Source organism: Mycetocola sp. CAN_C7, assembly GCF_015752285.1.
In the GTDB taxonomy this organism is placed as follows: domain Bacteria; phylum Actinomycetota; class Actinomycetes; order Actinomycetales; family Microbacteriaceae; genus Mycetocola_A.
In genome coordinates, this window is the sequence record NZ_JADOUY010000003.1 from 191,186 (window position 1) to 209,359 (window position 18,174).

General features: G+C 67.4%; 18 protein-coding genes. 8 read left to right on the plus strand and 10 right to left on the minus strand.

The window, feature by feature from the left end; translation table 11 throughout:
• The first annotated feature begins 89 nt into the window (after positions 1–89).
• Entirely contained in the window at positions 90–3,578 is a 3,489-nt protein-coding gene (locus IWX78_RS07570) for a TM0106 family RecB-like putative nuclease (protein WP_334684627.1), read from the plus strand.
• 21 nt (positions 3,579–3,599) lie between these two features.
• Here IWX78_RS07570 and IWX78_RS07575 read toward each other — a convergent pair whose 3' ends face one another.
• Positions 3,600–3,896 carry a GNAT family N-acetyltransferase gene (locus tag IWX78_RS07575; RefSeq protein WP_196832921.1) on the minus strand — a complete coding sequence of 99 codons (297 nt, stop codon included), beginning with the start codon at positions 3,894–3,896 and terminating at the stop codon, positions 3,600–3,602.
• Positions 3,897–3,995: 99 nt separating this feature from the next.
• On the opposite strand from IWX78_RS07575, the gene IWX78_RS07580 reads away from it, so the two are divergent.
• Complete coding sequence (locus tag IWX78_RS07580; protein ID WP_196832922.1) at positions 3,996–4,538, plus strand: dihydrofolate reductase family protein; 543 nt, start codon at positions 3,996–3,998, stop codon at positions 4,536–4,538.
• Positions 4,539–4,564: 26 nt separating this feature from the next.
• On the opposite strand, the gene IWX78_RS07585 is transcribed toward IWX78_RS07580, so the two are convergent.
• The 3 genes from IWX78_RS07585 to IWX78_RS07595 all read right to left on the minus strand — a co-directional run bounded on the left by IWX78_RS07585 (position 4,565) and on the right by IWX78_RS07595 (position 7,917).
• Positions 4,565–6,079: a DHA2 family efflux MFS transporter permease subunit gene (locus tag IWX78_RS07585; RefSeq protein WP_442929223.1), complete on the minus strand. Its 1,515-nt coding sequence runs from the start codon at positions 6,077–6,079 to the stop codon at positions 4,565–4,567.
• A 241-nt stretch (positions 6,080–6,320) separates the two neighbouring features.
• Positions 6,321–7,193: an NAD(P)H-hydrate dehydratase gene (locus IWX78_RS07590; protein ID WP_196832923.1), complete on the minus strand. Its 873-nt coding sequence runs from the start codon at positions 7,191–7,193 to the stop codon at positions 6,321–6,323.
• Positions 7,177–7,917 carry a histidine phosphatase family protein gene (locus tag IWX78_RS07595; RefSeq protein ID WP_196832924.1) on the minus strand — a complete coding sequence of 247 codons (741 nt, stop codon included), beginning with the start codon at positions 7,915–7,917 and terminating at the stop codon, positions 7,177–7,179. Before IWX78_RS07595 ends, IWX78_RS07590 begins: the two co-directional genes overlap by 17 nt.
• A gap of 178 nt (positions 7,918–8,095) precedes the next feature.
• Between IWX78_RS07595 and IWX78_RS07600 the strand changes: the two genes are divergently transcribed.
• The 3 genes from IWX78_RS07600 to IWX78_RS07610 all read left to right on the plus strand — a co-directional run bounded on the left by IWX78_RS07600 (position 8,096) and on the right by IWX78_RS07610 (position 12,584).
• Positions 8,096–9,337: an exonuclease SbcCD subunit D gene (locus tag IWX78_RS07600; RefSeq protein ID WP_196832925.1), complete on the plus strand. Its 1,242-nt coding sequence runs from the start codon at positions 8,096–8,098 to the stop codon at positions 9,335–9,337.
• Positions 9,334–12,309 (plus strand): AAA family ATPase, encoded by a 2,976-nt coding sequence (locus IWX78_RS07605; RefSeq protein ID WP_196832926.1) that lies wholly within the window; start codon positions 9,334–9,336, stop codon positions 12,307–12,309. The genes IWX78_RS07600 and IWX78_RS07605 overlap by 4 nt, the downstream gene beginning before the upstream one ends.
• A 92-nt stretch (positions 12,310–12,401) precedes the next feature.
• Positions 12,402–12,584: a PspC domain-containing protein gene (locus IWX78_RS07610; protein WP_196832927.1), complete on the plus strand. Its 183-nt coding sequence runs from the start codon at positions 12,402–12,404 to the stop codon at positions 12,582–12,584.
• Positions 12,585–12,594: 10 nt separating this feature from the next.
• Here the strand turns inward: IWX78_RS07610 and IWX78_RS07615 are convergent, their stop codons facing one another.
• The 3 genes from IWX78_RS07615 to IWX78_RS07625 all read right to left on the minus strand — a co-directional run bounded on the left by IWX78_RS07615 (position 12,595) and on the right by IWX78_RS07625 (position 13,960).
• Positions 12,595–13,074 carry a PPOX class F420-dependent oxidoreductase gene (locus tag IWX78_RS07615; RefSeq protein ID WP_196832928.1) on the minus strand — a complete coding sequence of 160 codons (480 nt, stop codon included), beginning with the start codon at positions 13,072–13,074 and terminating at the stop codon, positions 12,595–12,597.
• Between the two features lie 71 nt (positions 13,075–13,145).
• Complete coding sequence (locus IWX78_RS07620) at positions 13,146–13,625, minus strand: hypothetical protein (protein ID WP_196832929.1); 480 nt, start codon at positions 13,623–13,625, stop codon at positions 13,146–13,148.
• 65 nt (positions 13,626–13,690) lie between these two features.
• Entirely contained in the window at positions 13,691–13,960 is a 270-nt protein-coding gene (locus IWX78_RS07625) for a hypothetical protein (protein WP_334684628.1), read from the minus strand.
• Positions 13,961–14,038: 78 nt separating this feature from the next.
• On the opposite strand from IWX78_RS07625, the gene IWX78_RS07630 reads away from it, so the two are divergent.
• Complete coding sequence (locus IWX78_RS07630; protein WP_196832930.1) at positions 14,039–14,527, plus strand: hypothetical protein; 489 nt, start codon at positions 14,039–14,041, stop codon at positions 14,525–14,527.
• A gap of 47 nt (positions 14,528–14,574) precedes the next feature.
• On the opposite strand, the gene IWX78_RS07635 is transcribed toward IWX78_RS07630, so the two are convergent.
• Positions 14,575–14,868, minus strand: coding sequence for an acylphosphatase (locus tag IWX78_RS07635; RefSeq protein ID WP_196832931.1), 294 nt, complete (start codon positions 14,866–14,868; stop codon positions 14,575–14,577).
• 3 nt (positions 14,869–14,871) lie between these two features.
• Positions 14,872–15,144 (minus strand): hypothetical protein, encoded by a 273-nt coding sequence (locus IWX78_RS07640; protein ID WP_196832932.1) that lies wholly within the window; start codon positions 15,142–15,144, stop codon positions 14,872–14,874.
• 166 nt (positions 15,145–15,310) lie between these two features.
• Between IWX78_RS07640 and IWX78_RS07645 the strand changes: the two genes are divergently transcribed.
• Positions 15,311–16,159: an Fpg/Nei family DNA glycosylase gene (locus IWX78_RS07645; RefSeq protein ID WP_196832933.1), complete on the plus strand. Its 849-nt coding sequence runs from the start codon at positions 15,311–15,313 to the stop codon at positions 16,157–16,159.
• A gap of 52 nt (positions 16,160–16,211) precedes the next feature.
• On the opposite strand, the gene IWX78_RS07650 is transcribed toward IWX78_RS07645, so the two are convergent.
• Positions 16,212–17,717, minus strand: a complete 1,506-nt coding sequence (locus IWX78_RS07650; protein WP_196832934.1) for a SulP family inorganic anion transporter — start codon at positions 17,715–17,717, stop codon at positions 16,212–16,214.
• A gap of 47 nt (positions 17,718–17,764) precedes the next feature.
• On the opposite strand from IWX78_RS07650, the gene IWX78_RS07655 reads away from it, so the two are divergent.
• Positions 17,765–18,079 (plus strand): hypothetical protein, encoded by a 315-nt coding sequence (locus IWX78_RS07655; RefSeq protein WP_196832935.1) that lies wholly within the window; start codon positions 17,765–17,767, stop codon positions 18,077–18,079.
• Positions 18,080–18,174: the final 95 nt, after the last annotated feature.

Sequence of the window (18,174 nt, forward strand, 5' to 3'; positions counted from 1 at the left end):
GTTTCGATGGGAGCCGGCGAGGCATCCGTTCGCAATGCCCGTGTCGGATGCTGCCGGTAGCCTTCACATGTTCGACCATCGGAGGTCCCGTGTTCTTTCTCGACGAATCCCTCGCTGCGGAGTCGCTCGTCACCAGCGCGAGTGACCTCACCACCGCGTCGAAGTGTGAGTTCGCTTTTCTGCGCAAGCTCGACGCCAAACTCGGGCGCACGGAGCGGGTCGACGAGGTCGTCGATGACATGCTCGCGCGGACCGGCCGACTCGGAGACGAGCACGAGGCCCGGGTCCTGGCTGCCTATCAGGAGCAGTTCGGGTCGGGGGTGGCCCTGATCGAGCGACCTGACGAACTGACCCGTGAGTCGCTCGCCGCCGCGGTGACCGCCACCCGCCAGGCCTTCGCCCAGAAGGCCGATGTGGTGTTCCAGGCCACCTTCTTCGACGGGCGTTTCGTCGGTTTCGCCGACTTCATCGTGCGGCAGCCCGACGGCCGATACCTCGTGCAAGACACCAAGCTCGCCCGGTCGGCCAAGGTCACAGCGCTGCTGCAACTCGCCGCCTATGTGCAGCAACTCACGGGTCTCGGCATCGAAGCCGCAGACACCGTCGAGGTGCTTCTCGGCAACGGGATGACGAGCGAACACCGGGTGAGCGACATCCTGCCGGTGTATCTCAAACGTGAGCAACGCCTGCAGCGGATCATCGCCGAACGCTTCGCCGACCCGCTCGACGCCGCAGTCGCCTGGCGTGACCCGCGCTATGCGATCTGTGGGCGGTGTGAGACCTGCGAGGCCGAAATCCAGGCCACCCGCGACGTGCTGCTCGTCGGTGGGCTGCGGGTGACCCAGCGGGCCAGGTTGGCTCAGCACGAGATCACCACCATCGACGAGCTCGCCGGTTCGACCGCCGATATCGACGGGATCGGCTCCACAACGCTCGCCGGGCTGCGCCTGCAGGCACAGCTGCAACTCGAGGGACCGACCGCGCCAGAGGATCACACCCCGCCGCCCGTCCGCGTGTTCAACCCGCAGGCGCTCGCAGCCCTGCCCGAGCCCGACGCGGGCGACATCTTCTTCGACTTCGAGGGCGACCCTCTCTACACCGAGGGTGACGCCCGGTCGTGGGGGCTCGACTACCTCTTCGGGCTGGTCGACACGGCCGGCGAGTTCACGACATTCTGGGCGCACTCATTCGCCGAGGAGCGGGTCGCCTTGCGGGGGTTCCTCGACTACGTAGCCGAGCGTCGGCGCGCATTCCCTCACATGCATATCTATCACTACGCCTCCTATGAGCGCACTCACCTGTCGTCGATCGCCGCCAGGCACGGCGAGGGCGAAGAAGAGGTCGATCAGCTGTTGCGCGACAACGTGTTCGTCGACCTCTACCCGATGGTGAAGAAGAGCGTGCGAGTCGGATCCCGGTCGTACTCGATCAAGAAGCTCGAACCGCTCTACATGGGAACCGAGCTGCGCACCGGTGGCGTTCAGAACGCGGCGGCGTCCATCACCGAATACGCGGATGCCATGGAGCTGATTTCGAACGGTGACCGTGCCGCTGGGCAGCACAAGCTCGACGAGATCGCTGACTACAACCGGTACGACTGCGTCTCGACGCTGCGTCTGCGCGACTGGCTGCTCGAGCGGGGCAGTGAGAACGGCATCCTCCCTGGAACCCTGCACGAGGCGAAGGATTCCGTGTTCGAGACCGAGCCGTCTCCTTTGCGCTACGCGTTGCTCGCGCTGGCCGGCGACCGGCTCGCGGCCGGGCGGAGCGCCGACCAGACCGCCGCCGCATTCGCGGCCGCCGCGCTCGACTACCACCAGCGTGAGCAGAAGAGTTTCTGGTGGGGGCACTTCGCCCGGCTGATCCAGGACGTCGAGACGTGGGCAGACACCCGTGATGTGCTCATCGTCGACGACGGGGGAGCATCCGTCGAGAAACCGTGGTTCCGCGAGGGCAAACAGCGCACCGACCGGCGCTGGGTGCGCCTCACCGGGCAGTGGGGGCCCGGCAGCAGCGTGAAGCCGAGTGAGCAGAGCGGGCCGTATGTGCTCTATGAGCACCCGGGGCCATTCGAGGCGAGCGTCGGCGATCCCGGTTCCCGGCCGAGCCGCACGGTTCGCGTGCTCGAGGTCGACGACCGCAGTGTTCTGATCGAAGAGACCCTGCAGGCAGGGGTGGAACCGTTCCACACCCTGCCGATGGCCCTCACGCCGTCGTCGCCGCCGCCCGCCGGGCAGCAGAAGCCGGCAATCGAGGAATGGGCGCAGGCGATCGTCGACACGCAGCCGGTCTGGCCGCTCGACCCGGTGGTCGACATCCTGCGTCGAACACCGCCGCGAGCCCGCTCCGGCGCGCTGACGCCGGTCACCGGGGAACGCATCGATGCTGTGATCGCAAGCCTGCTCGACCTCGACGCGTCGTATCTCGCCGTGCAGGGCCCTCCCGGCACCGGCAAGACCTACCTCGGCGCGCACGTCATCGCGGCGCTGGTGCGGGAACACGCTTGGAAGATCGGTGTCGTCGCCCAGTCGCATGCCGTCGTCGAGAACCTCCTGGCCGCAGTGGTCCGCGCCGGGTTGCCGAAGGAACTCGTTGGCAAGGTACAGAAGTCGGGGGTGGATGCCGAGGAGCCCGCGTTCACCGCGCTGCCGTCGAACGGGCACCTCGACTTCGCGGCCGAGAACGACGAGCCCGGATTCGTGCTCGGCGGAACAGCCTGGGATTTCAGCAACAAGGCGCGGGTGCCGCGCCGGTCCCTCGACCTGCTCGTCATCGACGAGGCAGGACAGTACTCGCTCGCCTTCACCATCGCCGCGAGCGTCTCCGCCCGCAACCTTCTGCTCCTCGGCGACCCGCAGCAGTTACCGCAGGTCAGCCAGGGCCTGCATCCCGAACCGATCGACACCTCGGCGCTCGGCTGGGTCAGTGAGGGCCACGACGTGCTGCCAGCTCGACTCGGCTATTTCCTCGCCGAGAGCAGGCGGATGCATCCCGCGGTCACCGCACGGGTGTCACGGCTGTCGTACGAGGGCGCGTTGCATGCACACGAGGTCGCGTCGACCCGCTTCCTCGACGGGGTCGAACCCGGGCTGCACATCGAGCCGGTGGAGCATGCCGGTGACGCCACGTTCTCCACCGCTGAAGCCGACCGGGTGGTCGAGCTGGTGCGTTCGGTGATCGGACGCAGCTGGACCGACCCGACCGAATCCCGCGACCGAGAGCCGCTCGACGAAGACGACGTCATCGTCGTCTCGCCGTACAACGCCCAGGTCGCGCTCGTTCGCGAGGCGCTCTCCGTCGCCGGGTACGAGCGTGTCAGGGTGGGCACTGTCGATAAGTTCCAGGGGCAGGAGGCGGCGATCGCGATCGTCACGCTGGCGGCATCCGCTGCGAGTGACGTGCCGCGGGGCATGGGGTTCCTGATCCTCAAGAACCGTCTCAACGTGGCGATCTCACGGGCGAAGTGGGCGGCGTACCTCGTGTATTCGCCCGCGCTGACCGACTATCTGCCGGTGAATGCGGCGGGAATCACCGAGCTGAGTGCGTTCCTCACCCTCGTCGAACCGACCGAGTTCTAGCACGGCAGGTCGCTCGGTTGCTCAGCTGGCGACGCCGCGGCGCAGCAGGTCGGCGCGCTCGGGGTGATCGGAGAACCAGTCGACGACGAACGAACAGCTCGGCACGATGCGCAGATCAGTGTTCGCCGCAACATCGTCGACGGCGAATTCGATGAGGGCGGCCGCGTGCCCGTTGCCGCGTCGCGGCGGGGAGGTGTAGGTGTGGGTGAAGTAGATCTGCCCGGGCCGAAGCGAATAATCGGCGACGCAGACCAGTTCGTCGCCGATGCTGAGCGTGTACCGGTGCGCATCGGGTTCGTGGGCGAGTACGGGAGACATCCTTCCAGCGTAAGCCGCACGCGGACGGTTGACCACGCCGCTTTCGGGTGACCGCTGTGCTCCCTTCCCGACGTCGGATGCCGGTGGTAGCGTGCGCGCATGACCGAGACATCCTCTGCAGCCGGCCTGACGGCATCCGCATTTCTCGCAACGAGCCTCGACGGGTTCATCGCCAGGCCAGACGGTGGCCTCGACTGGCTGGTGGGTCGGGGGGAGGCGCTGGGTGACACCGGCTATGACGATTTCTTCGCTGCCGTCGACTCGATGGTGCTCGGGCGGGGCACCTACGACATCGTTCGCGAATTCGAGGAGTATCCGTACGCGGGCAAACGCATCCTGCTGCTCAGCACGACTCTCGAGAGCATCGACTGGCCTGATGCCACTCTCCACCGGTCGGTCGACGATGCGCTCGAGACGCTCGCCCGCGAGAAACGGCGGCATGTCTATGTGGATGGCGGAACGGTGGTGCAGCAGTTCATTCGCGCCGGGCTGCTCGACGACCTGACCGTGAGTGTCGCGCCTGTGCTCATCGGAGCTGGCATCCCGCTGTTCGGGGGGCTCGACCGCGACGTGCCGCTGACCCTCACCGGCACCCGTGACCTGGGTGCCGGGTTCACGCAATCGACGTACTCGCTGCGCTGACGCGGGGCGGGGCGCCGCGCCGCGGATCAGTGCCCGACCGGCATGCCCTCCGGGAGATCGGCGGGCTTGCGCACGAAGAACGACCCGACGACGGCAAGCAGCGAGATGATCGCGCCGGCCAGGAACGCCGAGTGCACGCCCCCGGCGACCGCAGAGACGTTCGACTCACCGGCGGATGCCAGTGTCGCGCTCGTCGACGCCATGATCGTCACGAACAAAGCGGTCCCGGCAGCACCGGCGACCTGCTGAACGGTTCCGACGGTGGCCGAAGCATGCGAGTACAGGTGCGGCCGCACCGACCCGAGGGCGGAGGTGAACAGCGGGGTGAAGAGCAGCGCCAGTCCGAGACTGAGCACGAGGTGCGCGCCCAGCAGGAACATCGGCGACGTCGACTCGTTCACCATCGTGAGCGTCCACAGTGCAGCGCTGACGATCATCGACCCGGGCACCAGGAGAGGCATCGGACCGAATCGGTCGTAGAGTCGCCCGACGAACGGCGCGAGCAGTCCCATCAGCAGCCCACCGGGCAGCAACAGCAGACCCGTCTGGAGCGGCTCGAGCAGCAGCACCTGCTGCATGTAGATCGGCAGCAGGATGATCGTGCCGAACAACGCGGCCATACTCACCACCATGACGAGGATCGAGACGCTGAAGTTCGCCGAACGGAACGTGCGCAGATCGAGAAGCGCCCGGTCCGTGCGCTGCAGCATCAGCTGCCGCCAGATGAAGGAGCCCAGGCCGATCACGCCGACGCCGAGAGCGATCCACATCGGCATCGCCGCTACGGCCTGCTCGGCGGCGTTCGCATCTGCTGCACCGTGCTCACCGATCCGGCTCAGCCCATAGATCAGCCCACCGAAGCCGAAGGCGGAGAGGATCACCGAGAGCACGTCGAGTGGCACCCTCTCCGGCTCAGTGACGTTTTCCACGCGGCGGTAGCCGATGTACAGCATGGTCAGCGCGATGGGCAGAACCAGCCAGAACATCCAGCGCCAGGTCAGCGTGTCGAGGATGATGCCCGAGATCGTCGGCCCGATCGCCGGAGCGACCGAGATCACGATGGACACGTTGCCCATGGTCTTGCCACGCTGCGCCACCGGTACGAGCGTCATGATCGTCGTCATCAGCAGCGGGAGCATCACGGCGGTTCCGGTGGCCTGGATCACACGCGCGCCGAGCAAGACCTCGAACCCGGGCGAGACGGCGGCGAGCAGGGTGCCGGTCGAGAACAGGCTCATCGCCGTGATGAAGATCGGGCGGGTGTTGAAACGTTGCAGCAGGAAGCCGGTGATCGGGATCACGATGGCCATCGTAAGCATGAACGCGGTGGTCAACCATTGGGCTGCGCGTGCGTCGATGTCGAGGTCGAGCATGAGCTCGCGCAGAGCGACACCCATGATCGTCTCGTTGAGGATGACGACAAAGCTGGCCGAGAGCAGCAGCCAGATCACTCGTTTGTTGCGGGCAGTGTGATCAGGGGAGGTCGGGCGGGTGTCTGCCGATGCCGCGCTCTGAGCGAGGTCGAGTGTGGGGTCGTTCACAGGGAATCCAATTGGTCATGTCCGGGCGGAAGCCCGATGGCAGAAAGGTCCGACGGACGCGAGGGCCGGAACCGGACGAGCGGGCCGAACATTCCGCTCTGTGAGCGGGCGAACGGCGATAGCTAGGGAAACGGGCAGCACGTGCCGCGTATTCCGGATGAACGCAGAAGATCGCAGGTCAGTAGGACATGACCCCACGGTAACGGATGCCGCGGACGCGGCGCACGCTGATTCTCGAGATTCAGTTGCCGATCTCGACGAGCACGCGGGGCAGTTCGTCGAGCAGTTCGCTCGCGAGAAAGCCGAGCGGACCGACGGGCACTGCCAGCCGGTCGCCGGCGGCCGCGTGCGCGTGGGTGGCCCAGACGGCCGCCTGCTCTGGTGAAGCACCGCGAGCGCACAGCCCGGCGATGGCTCCGGCGAGCACGTCACCGCTCCCGGATGTGGCGAGTCCGCCGCCACCCGTCCCGGTGCGCCAGATCCGTCCGTCCGGAGAGGCGATCACGTCGTAGCAGGTGACCACGGCCTGGAACGTGCCGGCGATCTCGCCGATGTCGTCGGCGAGGTCGCCGATGTCTCGTCCGAGCAGGAGGGCGGCTTCCTCCTTGTTCGGAGTGAGCACGAGCCGCCCACCGAATGCCTCGACGAGACCGGTGACCTGTGGCGCGACGCCGAGAGCGAAGGCATCCAGAACCACCACCGATTCCTGGCCGATCAGATCGAGGAGTTCGGTCAGCATCCGGGCGGCTTCGTCGGCGTCGTCGAGCCCCGGTCCGACCAGGACCGCGTCGGCGTCAGACAGGTCCTTCGACGCGGCGCGCACGCCGGCGCCGGCCACGTGGGCATCCGCAGTCTCTTCGAGAGGAACGACCCCGCTCTCGGGCACAGCCACAGCGACGGCTGTGGCGACGGAGGCGCCAACGGCGAGGGTCAACCGCCCGGCCCCGACCCTCAGGGCGGCCAGACCAGAGAGCATCGCGGCACCGGGAGAGCGCAGGGCGCCACCGACGACGAGCACCTGCCCGCGTCCGTACTTCGAGTCCCCGGCTTCAGGCAGTGGCCAGTCGCGCAACAGGTGAGGCGTGACGAAGGTGGCGTCAGCGTGGCTGGGCATCGGTGTCTCCTGCGTGTTCGGTGACGGGGGCGCCGAGCGCCTCCAGGTGGTCGTCAGAGGCGAAAGTGTCGAGGGTCCAGAACTGTTCACCGTCACGGCGGGTCAGCCGTGTGATCGACGCATTCGACACGGTGTGCGCGGCCGCGAAGTCGAGCAGTTCCTTTTCGGACCAGCCCAGGCAGATGTAGAGGAAGACGAGCACGATCGCGTCGTGCGCCGTGACGAGGACCGGGCCGGAGGCATCCGTACTCTCGAGATCACGCAGGAATGACCTGATCCGCAGTGCGACGTCTGTCCACGCTTCCCCGCCAGGCGGCCGGTAGTAGAACTTGCCGAGCCAGCGCCGGCGCGCGGCCTCGTCGGGGAACCGGCGGTCGACACCGATCGAGGTGAGCGTGTCGAGGATACCGAGTTCGCGATCACGAAGACGCTCGTCGACGAAGAACGGCCGCTCCGAGTTTCCGGCGGCAAGAGCGACCGTGAGGGTCTGCCGTGCACGGAGGTACGGCGAGCTCCAGATCGTCGACGGCGCTGATCCGGTCGAGTCGCCGGTCAGCCAGGCACCCAGGGCTTCGGCCTGTCGCACGCCGTCGTCAGAGAGCGGGACGTCGGCGTCGCGATGCTGCACCGGGATCACGTCGAGTCCGTCCCGTTGCGCGTTCGTCGCGAGCACATTCGCCGTCGATTCGCCGTGCCGTACCAGCCAGAGTTCCGTCGTGGTCATGGCCCAAGGCTAAACGACGGCGCTCGCCGAAGCACCGGTTCCTGCAGGGCTTGATTTCCGACCACGTGACCCTGCATCGCACCTCGAATGACCGGACGATCGGATGCCGTCGACGCGGAAGCGCGTCACATCGGCGTCGCGCGCGGCCGATGTCGGCGGGCAGGGTTAGCGTGAACACATGAGAATCCTGCACACCTCCGACTGGCACATCGGTCGCACGTTCCATGGTCACTCGACCATCGCGAACCTGCGCACCGTGCTCGCCGAGCTGGCGGTCGTGGTGCGGGAGCGCGAGGTCGACGTCGTGGTCGTATCCGGCGATATCTTCGACTCGGCGGCGCCGGCCGCCGAGGCCTACACGACGCTGGAATCGGCGGTCGTCGCCCTGCGTGCGGCCGGTGCAACCGTCATCCTCACGAGCGGCAACCACGATTCGGCCACCCGGCTCGGCTTCATGTCGCGATTCTCCGAACGTGCCGGAGTCCACGTGGTCACCCGGCAGGACCAGCACGACCAGCCGGTCACCATCGACGACGAGTATGGGCCGGTGCATTTCTACGGCATCCCTTACCTCGAGCCGTCCCTCATCCGGCACCACTACCCCGATGAGACCCTGCGCACCCACGAGCAGGTCCTCGGTTTCGTGATGGATCGTATTCGTGCCGACCTCGCTGCACGTGGTGGGCGTTCGATGGTGTTGTCGCACTGTTTCGCCGTCAACGTGGCCCCGACCGAAGCCGCGCCGGTCTCGGAGGCGAGCGATGTCGAACGCGACATCACCGCCGGCGGCATCGATTACGTGCCTCTCTCGGTGTTCGATGGACCCGACTATGTGGCGCTCGGGCACATTCACGGCCGGTCGACGCTCAGCGAACGGGTCCGTTACTCCGGCGCCCCCCTGCACTACTCCTTCTCCGAAGCCGCGAAACCGCGCGGCGGCTGGATCATCGATTTCGACGCGGCCGGCCTGTCCACCGTCGAGTGGTTCGACCTTTCGGTTCCGCGAACGCTCACGGTCGTGACGGGGTCCATCGACGAGATCCTCGCTGACCCGGAGCTCGACGGAGACGAAGGGTCCTGGCTGTCCGTTCTCCTCACCGACACCGTCCGACCACTCGACGGCATGCGGCGGCTGCAGGCGCGGTTCCCCTTCTGTGTGACACTCGAGCACCGGCCGACGATCACGGCAGGCGAGTCCGCAGCGACGTACGCCAGCCGGGTTCACGGGCAGACCGACCTCGAGATCGTCTCCGGGTTCCTGGAGCACGTGCGCAACGGCGTCGGACCAGACGACGACGAACGGTCGATCCTCACCGACGTGCTGACCGTCGTCGAACGCGGTGAGAACGAGAACGATGACGTCCACGAGGTCGAGGTCGAGGTCGCGTCTGAACGTCCTCGCGCGAAGGTCGACGCATGAAGATCCAACGGCTGGCCGTCGCCGGCTTCGGGCCATACAAAGAAGAACAGCTCGTCGACTTCGAAACCTTCGATGACGACGGCATCTTCCTCATCACCGGCAAGACCGGAGCGGGCAAGTCGAGCCTGCTCGACGCGATCTGCTTCGCGCTCTACGGCAGCGTCCCCCGCTACGACGGAACCCAGCCGAAACTCCGCAGCCACTACTGCGAACCGGGCGACCCGACGGTCGTCGACCTCGAGTTCCGCGTGCACGACGTCTCGTACCGGGTGCGCCGTACCCCGGAATACGAGCGGCCGAAAGCTCGCGGTTCGGGCACCACCGTGCAGAAGACCACTGCCGAACTGTTCGTCCTGCGTGACGGCGACTGGCAGGGCATTGCGGCAAGGCCCGTCGACGTGGCGCGTGAGCTCGACACGATCCTCGGGCTGACCAAAGACCAGTTCCTCCAGGTGATCCTGCTCGCCCAGAACCGGTTCCAGGAATTCCTCCTCGCCCGTAACGATGATCGGCAGGCCGTTCTCCGCACCCTGTTCGGAACGCGGCGCTTCGAACAGGTCGAACTCGAGCTGATCGAGCGACGCAAGACCCTCGGCGCCACCCTCGACTCCACAGCGGGCAGCCTCCGCGCCTCGGCCGAACTCGCGGCTGCTCTCGCGCAGCGGGCAGTGCCAGACGAACCCGACCTCGGCTGGTTCGACTCGGCGCTCGCTGAGCTCACCGCGAGCCAGGAGACGGCGGCACAGGCGGCGACGGTCGCAGACGCCGAGTTCACCGCAGCGGACGCCGAGCATCGCCGCCTGCAGGACGCTCGTCATCTCCAGCTCCGCCGCGACAGCGCGCGCGCACTCCTCGACACCTTCGGTGCGCAAACCGCAGCCATCGATGCCGACCGTGTTGTGCTGGCTCACGCGACCCGGGCGGCATCCGTGTGGGCTCATGTCGCCGGTCTGCGTCGCGCCGAAGCAGCGTGGGACGCGGCCGTCGCCAGCGAGACGATCTTCCGCGAACGGTACAGCGCCAGCATGTATTCCGACGTGCTCCCCGGCGATACCGTGCACGAAGCCGACGAGCTCGAGGCGGTGGTCGACGACCTCACCCGCCGACTCGGCACGCTCGAGCAGGCTCGCGATGAAGAGTCGGCGCTCCCTCAGCTTCGGCACGGGGTCGAACGGCTCGAGCACGAACTCGACGCCAGACGATCGGCCGTCGACGAAGCCGAACGGCTGATCGCCACCCTGCCGAATGAGCTCGACGAGGTCGCCGAGGCCCTCAGCGCCGCCCGGGTGAGTGCAGCCGGTGTTGCTGAGGCAAAGGAACGGGTATCGCGACTCGACGTCGCCCGCACGGCAGCGAAACGCGCTGTGACACTCGACCGCCGACTGATCGAGGCCCGGTTCGCCGAGAAAGACGCCAGCGCGGCCCTGATGTCCGCGACCGCGCACCAGGACGAGCTGTTCGCCCGACGTCTCAGCGGGTACGCGGCCGAACTCGCGACCGAACTCACCGACGGATCACCCTGTTCCGTGTGCGGTTCGCGCGATCATCCCCACCCCGCCGATCGCGACAGCGCCCCGGTCACCGAGCTCGACATCGGGGCGGCCAGGGCGGATGTTGCCGCACGCCGGTCCGACCTCGACGCGGCATCCGCCGTCGCCAACTCACTCGTCTCCGACCTTGCCGAGGCGAAGGCGACGGCGGGCAACCGGTCGATCGATGAGATCGAGGCCGAGCTCATCGATGCGACGACCGCACAGCTCGACATCCTCGCCGCCGCCGATGTCGTCGCCGACTGCGAACAGACCCAGGCCGAGCTGCGCACCGCCCTCGACAACGCTGCTCCGCTGCTCGCCCGACTCCGGTCCGACCTGGCGACGACAGCAGAACACCTCGCGTCTGCGCGGAGCGCCCTCACTGCCGCCACCGACCGGGTCGATGCGGCACGGGCCGGCTTCTCCTCGGTCGGCGAACGGATGTCGCTCCTGCAGGGCCGGCTTGACGCAGCCAAGGCGCTCATCGCTTCGACCGCCGAAACCGCCGTGCGGGAGGCTGCTGTCGCCGGAGCCCGCGACGTGCTCGCCGCGCAGCTCAGCGATAACGGTTTCGACAGCGAGGATGCGGTCGAGCGATCCCGACGCTCGAGCGCCGAGATCGCCGCGCTCGACGGTCGCATCCGGGAGTTCGACCAGTCGGTGAGCACAGCGCGCGCCACCCTCGCCGAGCCGGAACTCACCGGCCTTCCGGTCGAACCCGTCGACCCGGCGCCCGCCGCCGAGCGCCGTGCCGAGGCCAGCGCTGCCCGTGACGCTGCTTTGCAGGTGGCCGGGTTACTCGCCGACCGGGTGACGCAATTGGACACGATCGTGACGCGCGTTCATGCCGACCAGGATGCATCCGCTCGTCTGCGTGCCGAGTTCGACCGGCTGCGCGCCCTGGCCGGTGCTGTGCAGGGCAACGAGCCCAACACCAAGCGGATGCGCCTGGAGACGTATGTGCTTGCGGCCCAGCTCGAAGAAATCGTCGCAGCGGCGAACACCCGGCTGCGCACCATGACCGGTGGCCGGTACACGCTGCAACACGACGATTCTGTGCAGTACCGCAACACCCGGTCCGGGCTCGGACTCGCGATCCTCGACGGGCACACCGGTCGGGCTCGCGCCACCCATTCGCTGTCGGGTGGTGAGACTTTTCTCGCATCCCTCGCGCTCGCCCTCGGACTCGCCGAGGTCGTCACCAACCAGGCCGGTGGAATCACCCTCGACACGCTCTTCATCGACGAGGGCTTCGGCTCGCTCGACGGCGACACGCTCGAGATCGCCATGTCGACCCTCGACAGCCTGCGTTCCGGCGGGCGCACCATCGGTCTGATCAGCCACGTCGATGCCATGAAGGAGCAGATCCCGGCGAAGCTGCGCATCACGGTGACCGATTCCGGCCCCAGTCGCATCGACACCAGTCTCGAACTGGTCTGACGCCGAACGCCTTCGGTTGAGCGAGGGTCGTCGCCGGAATCTCAGGGGGATCCCCGATTGTGGCGGCGTGGCCCCGATGCCAGTCTGGTGCCATGAAACTCATCCGACCCCGGCGCGGCCGGGTCTTTGCGGGCGTCTGCCTCGCCGTCGCCAACCGATTCGGCTGGTCCCCGACTCTCGTGCGGGTGCTCACCGTGCTCAGCATCATCCTGCCGGGGCCACAGGTCATCGTCTATGTCGTGTTGTGGATTCTGATCCCCGGCGAGAAGGACTGACGGCAGCGCGTCACTGCCCGTCGAGCCGCGCGGCGACCTCGGGCGGGAAGCCGCCGGTGGCGATCGGACACCAGCGGGTGGGCGTGATCCGGATCAGCGACTTGTCCTGAACGGCCATGGCCGTACGGTACTCGTCCCAGTCCGGATGTTCACCCGCGATGCACCGGAAGTACTCGACGAGCCCGTCAGCCGCCTCAGGCATGTGCAGCACCTCGGCATCGCCATCGATCTGAACCCACGGTCCGTCCCACTCATCGGAGAAGACCACGACCGAGGTGCGCTCGTCCCGAGCGGCGTTGCGGCTCTTGCTGCGCGCCGGGTAGGTAGAGATGACGATCCGGCCGTCGGCGTCGACACCGCCGGTGACCGGGGACATCTGCGGACGACCGTCCGCGCGCGTGGTGGCGAGGAGCATCCGGTGGCGGGGGCGAATGAAGTCGAGAACCTCACTGCGGTCGACTGGGGTTGCTGTCGCGATCGTTCGAGCCATACTCCGACCATACCCGTGAACGACGAAACGTCCCGGAGAACCAGTCTCCGGGACGTTTCGTCAGATGGTGCCTAGCGTCGAGCGATCTTGATGATGAGGCCGATCACGGCGACAACCGCGACGACCGCGACGGCGATGACCGTGCCGGGGCGCTCCTCGTACTTGTGCTGCAGGTCGGCGACGGCAGCGCTTGTTGCGTCACGCGCTGCTTCGACGGCGTCCTTGGAGGCTGCTGTGGCCTTCTCGGCAACCTCTGCAGCCTTGTCGGCGAGGTCGCGGGCAACGTCGGAAGCGTCGCGGGTGGCGTCCTCGAGCGTTGCGGTCGCGTCAGTGAGGTGCGAGGCCAGGTCGGAGTGGGTCTCGGCGGCCGCATCCTTGACGTCCGCGGCCTTCTCGGCCAGAGGAGCGGCGGCGTCTGCTCCGGAATCGATGGCGTCGTGCGCGGCGTCCTTCAGGCCCTCCGGAGCGTCGGGGGCGGTGTCCACGGCGTCATGCGCGTCGCTCGCGGCGGCGTCGATGTTCTCGTCGGGCCGTTCGTTGGAATCAGTCATCGTGTTCTCCCAGGTGTGTGGTGGCCGTGATCAGACGGCAAGCTTATGCGCAGTTTTCGGCAGGGTCAGCGTCGGATGTCGCGGGTGGCCTTCTTCGTCTGCCTGGCGACACCCTTGCGTGTCTTCTTGACGGTCGGGTCATCCCAGAACGACGTGACGCTCTTCTTGATGGATTCGTAACGGTCGCGACCGGCGCGGGCACCGAGAACGTACGCTCCGAATGCGATGGCGGCAATGAACAGGAAGCGGGGACTCATCAGCGGCTCCTTCTCTCGTGGTGTGAGGTGGATGGTCTGTGGTTCGTGGATCGGGCCGAACCCGATCTTGTTCTCCATCCTTTCGCACCGAACTGACGAATGCATGGGGGTTGCGTCATCGTCCGGGGCTGTCTAGGTCGGCGATAGCATGGGGCGGTGCCGTACCTCTCCGCTTCCAGCCGAACCGCGCTCGACCGGGTCCACGCAGGTGACACGGCAGATGCGGTTCCCGATCCGCTGCAGAGGCTCCGCGATCTCCGAACGCTCCTGACACAACTCGAGAACGACCCGGCAACGCTCACCGCCGTGCGCGAAGCCGTCGATTCGGGCGCGGGATGGGACGAGGTGGCCGCCGCAGCCGGACTCAAGGCGGCAGCGGCGAAGTGGCGATGGCAGGGCTCGGACGAGCAAATCACCGAGCGACACGAGGCGGGCCGTAAACGCGCCGCCCGTCCCAGCAGCATTCCCACCGATCTGCCCGGGATGTCCGTCGCCGACGCCGCGACGCGCCTGGGTGTCAGTGCGCAGGCCGTGTATCTCCGGATCACCAGAGGAACGCTCCGAGCCGAGACGGTCGAACTCGCCGACGGCCGGTCGTACAAACGCGTCTTCTTCGACGAGGATCCCGCGCCGACATCCGCCTGATTGTTGCCCCGTGTGACGGGGCCCGATGACAGCAGGAAGCGCCAGACCTACCGGTGCCTCGCACCGGTGGCGCTGATCCGAAAGCCCGAGCCGCCGTCGGTCGTCAGGTCGGAGATATCGACGCGCTCGACGACGGCGCCGTCAGGGCCCAGCGAGAGCAACCTGATGAGCGCTGTCACAGCCGCCTGGTCGCCCTCGATCTCCGCCTCGACCGTGCCGTCGTCGCGATTCCGTACCCAGCCGCTCACACCGAGCCTTTCCGCCTCGCCGCGCGTCCAGTAACGGAATCCGACTCCATGCACCCGGCCATGAACGAGGGCACCCCTGCGGATGTCGCCCACCGGTCAGTCCATGACGGGGACTGTGTCGTCGGCGGCATCTGTGCCCCGGTCGCTGTAGTTGCCGGTCTGGCCGGATGCTTTCGAGCCGTCGGCGTCGTCTGCTCCGTCGACGGAGTCGGAAGAGTCGGCCGGGGTGCCGTCGTCGGGCGGATCTTCGAGCGATGACGACGTCGCCGACTCGTTCTTCTCTTCCTCGTAGCTGCCGTCGCGTGGGCCCCAGTCGGCGAGGGGAGGTGTCGTCTCGTTGCCGTTGTCTGTCGGGTGCTGCTGTTCCATGAAGGAGTCCTTTCGTGTCCGGTCTTCGACGCTACGCAGTTCGCGGGATCACCGTCGATGCCTTCCGACCGGCTCCGGTTCGGAGTAGCGTCGGTGGGAGGTCTCCGTTCCGGAGAGTGTTGGCGCCGCTCTTTCCTCCGCCCCGTCGGCGTGCCAAGCTGGCGTCATGCCCGAGTCCCCAGAGGTGCAGGCGCTCGCCGAGGATCTCCAGGCCCGGCTGACCGGTCGAGTGATCAGCGGCGTCGATGTCGTGGAGTTCCGCGTCGCGAAGACCCGCACGCGCCCGCCGGCCTCACTCATCGGCATGCGGGTGAACGGCGTGGCGCGCCACGGCAAACTGCTCGACTTCTCGGTCGGCGACTCGCAGCATCTGATTGTTTCCCTCGGGCGCCACGGCTGGGCGCGGTACCCGGACGCGGCAGTCCCTCCGGCTGAGCCTGGCGATGTACCCCCAGGCCTCGTCGTCTTCGCGTTCGACGATGGCCGCGAGCTGGAGTTCACCGACGCCGGCGGCTGGGTGTCACTCGGCCTGTGGGTGGTCGAGGACCCGGCCGAGGTCCCCGCGGTCGCGAAGCTCGGCCCCGATCCGGCACACCCGGGTTACATCCGGGCCGACTTCGACCGAGCTCTCGTCGGTCGACGCAAACAGGTCAAGGCCGTGCTTCAGGAGCAGCAGTCGGTCGCGGGAATCGGCAACGCGTACTCCGACGAGATCCTCCACGCGGCGAAGATCTCGCCGGTCGTCCACGCCTCGACGCTCACACCGGCCGAACTCGACCGGCTCTTCGATGCCACGGTGACCACCATTTCCGCCGCGATCGACGTACGTCGCGGCATCCCGGTCTCCGAGTTGAAGGCGGAGAAGGTCGCCGCAATGCGTGTGCACGGCCGGGCGGGGGAGGGCTGCCCGGCGTGCGGGGGCATCATCCGCGACGTCACCTTCGCGAGCACGACCGCCCAGTACTGCCCCACCTGCCAGACCGGCGGTGAGATCCTGCCTCTCGCCGCCGGGTGACGCTGTGTCAGCTGTTCCGACCCGCAGAGATCGGCGGCGTGGGGTGCTGTGATTACTCCAATCGACCCGTGAGCCGACCGTGGAATTCGGTCGAGCGCCGATCCAGTCCGGTGAACTCGACGGCGGCACCGTGTGCCTCGTATTTCGACTGCACCGAATCGAGCACGGCGACCGTCGAGGCATCCCAGATCTGCGATGCGCTGAAGTCGATGGTGACCCGGGCCGGGTCGGCCCCGTAGGAGAACTGTTCGACCAGGTCGTTGCTCGAACCGAAGAACAGCGGGCCGCTGACGGCGTACCGGACAGAGCCGCCGTCGTCGGCCGTGACGCGATCCACCCGAACGACGTGGGCGACCCGGCGGGCGAAGAGAACCATGGCGAGCACAGCTCCGGCGGCGACGCCGACCGCGAGGTTGTGGCTGACAACGACGACGACCACGGTGGTGACCATCACGACGGTCTCGGGCACGGGCATCCGTTTGAGGGTGGACGGTGTGACGCTGTGCCAGTTCACCGTGGTGATCGCGACGATCATCATGACGGCGGCGAGGGCGATCATCGGGATCTGCTCCATCACATCGCTCAGGAGGGTCACGAGGAGCAGCAGGAACACGCCGGCAACGAAGGTCGAGATCCTCGTGCGCGCACGGCCGAGCTTCACGTTGACGACGGTCTGGCCGATCATCGCGCAGCCGGCGATGCCTCCATAGAAGCCGGCGAGGATGTTGGCGATCCCGAGCGCCCACGATTCGCGCCCCTTCGCCGAACGGGTGTCGGTGATGTCGTCGACGAGCTTGGCGGTGAGCAGTGTCTCCATCAGCCCGACGAAGGCGACGCTCAGCGCCGTCGGCAGGATGATCTGCAACGTTTCCAGGTTGAGGGGAACGAGCAGCGCGGTGATTCCGGGCAGGCCGCCAGCGATGTCGCCCTCGTCTCCGACGGTCGGCACCGACAGGTGCGCGATCATGGTGATCGCTGTGACGACGACGATGGCGACGAGCGGCGCTGGCACGGCGGTGGTCAGCCGGGGCAACACCAGAACGATGAGGATCGTCAACGCGAACAGCGGGTACACAAGCCACGGCACACCGAGCAGGTGCGGCACCTGGGCGGTGAAGATGAGAATGCCGAGGGCGTTGACGAAGCCGATCATCACCGAGCGGGGAATGAACCGCATGAGCCGAGCCAGGCCGGTGACGCCGAAAAGCACCTGGATGATGCCGGCGAGCACGACGGCAGGAAGGAGGTACTCGACCCCCTGTTCCTTCACCAGTGGGGCGACGACGAGGGCGACGGCGCCTGCCGCTGCGGTGATCATGGCAGGACGACCGCCCAGAATCGACATCGAAATGGCGAGGACGACGGATGCCACGAGGCTGACCTTCGGGTCCACCCCCGCGATCACCGAGAACGAGATCACCTCGGGGATGAGGGCGAGCGTCGTCACGATTCCGGCGAGAACCTCAACGCTGAATGCCCGGGGGTTGCGCAGCGTCTGCAGCACCGTGGGGGCGAGGGGTGTGTTCGCGCGTGATGATGCGGGTGTGGAGGATGTCACCGTGCAACTGTAGGCGCTCGCCCGGCGCTTCGCCCTACGCTTGCCTGGTGCCTTCCTTCCGTGTGACCGTGACGATCGGCGCCCTGCACCCCGGGGTGCAGCCGGAAGAGGTGTTGCCGTTCGCGGCAGCCGCAGCGGAGAAGTGGGCCGTCGTGGAAGCATCCGACCTCGCCGTCGTGCGCGGATCGGCGCGAATCATCGTGCGCTTCACCGCCGAGGACACCGCTGCCGGGTGGCGGATCGGTCGCACCGTCGTCGACGATCTGTCTGCCGTCGCCGAGCCTGTCGTGTGGACGGTGACCCTGCGGGACGGTGGCCGCTGGTACCCCGTACATCCGCCGCATCGGGACGAGCAGCGCTGACCGCCGCTCCGGCGAACACGGTCGGACACACGGCGCGGCAACCGCCCGGATGAGGGATGGCGGTGCGCGCGTGCGGTGCATACGCTGGAGATCCC

What these genes read in the sequence shown, in the direction of transcription:
- IWX78_RS07575 (WP_196832921.1), bottom strand. Translation starts at nt 3,896, where the DNA reads ATGTCTCCCGTACTCGCCCACGAACCCGATGCGCACCGGTACACGCTC.
- IWX78_RS07580 (WP_196832922.1), top strand. Translation starts at nt 3,996, where the DNA reads ATGACCGAGACATCCTCTGCAGCCGGCCTGACGGCATCCGCATTTCTC.
- IWX78_RS07590 (WP_196832923.1), bottom strand. Translation starts at nt 7,193, where the DNA reads ATGCCCAGCCACGCTGACGCCACCTTCGTCACGCCTCACCTGTTGCGC.
- IWX78_RS07595 (WP_196832924.1), bottom strand. Translation starts at nt 7,917, where the DNA reads ATGACCACGACGGAACTCTGGCTGGTACGGCACGGCGAATCGACGGCG.
- IWX78_RS07600 (WP_196832925.1), top strand. Translation starts at nt 8,096, where the DNA reads ATGAGAATCCTGCACACCTCCGACTGGCACATCGGTCGCACGTTCCAT.
- IWX78_RS07605 (WP_196832926.1), top strand. Translation starts at nt 9,334, where the DNA reads ATGAAGATCCAACGGCTGGCCGTCGCCGGCTTCGGGCCATACAAAGAA.
- IWX78_RS07610 (WP_196832927.1), top strand. Translation starts at nt 12,402, where the DNA reads ATGAAACTCATCCGACCCCGGCGCGGCCGGGTCTTTGCGGGCGTCTGC.
- IWX78_RS07615 (WP_196832928.1), bottom strand. Translation starts at nt 13,074, where the DNA reads ATGGCTCGAACGATCGCGACAGCAACCCCAGTCGACCGCAGTGAGGTT.
- IWX78_RS07620 (WP_196832929.1), bottom strand. Translation starts at nt 13,625, where the DNA reads ATGACTGATTCCAACGAACGGCCCGACGAGAACATCGACGCCGCCGCG.
- IWX78_RS07625 (WP_334684628.1), bottom strand. Translation starts at nt 13,960, where the DNA reads ATGGAGAACAAGATCGGGTTCGGCCCGATCCACGAACCACAGACCATC.
- IWX78_RS07640 (WP_196832932.1), bottom strand. Translation starts at nt 15,144, where the DNA reads ATGGAACAGCAGCACCCGACAGACAACGGCAACGAGACGACACCTCCC.
- IWX78_RS07645 (WP_196832933.1), top strand. Translation starts at nt 15,311, where the DNA reads ATGCCCGAGTCCCCAGAGGTGCAGGCGCTCGCCGAGGATCTCCAGGCC.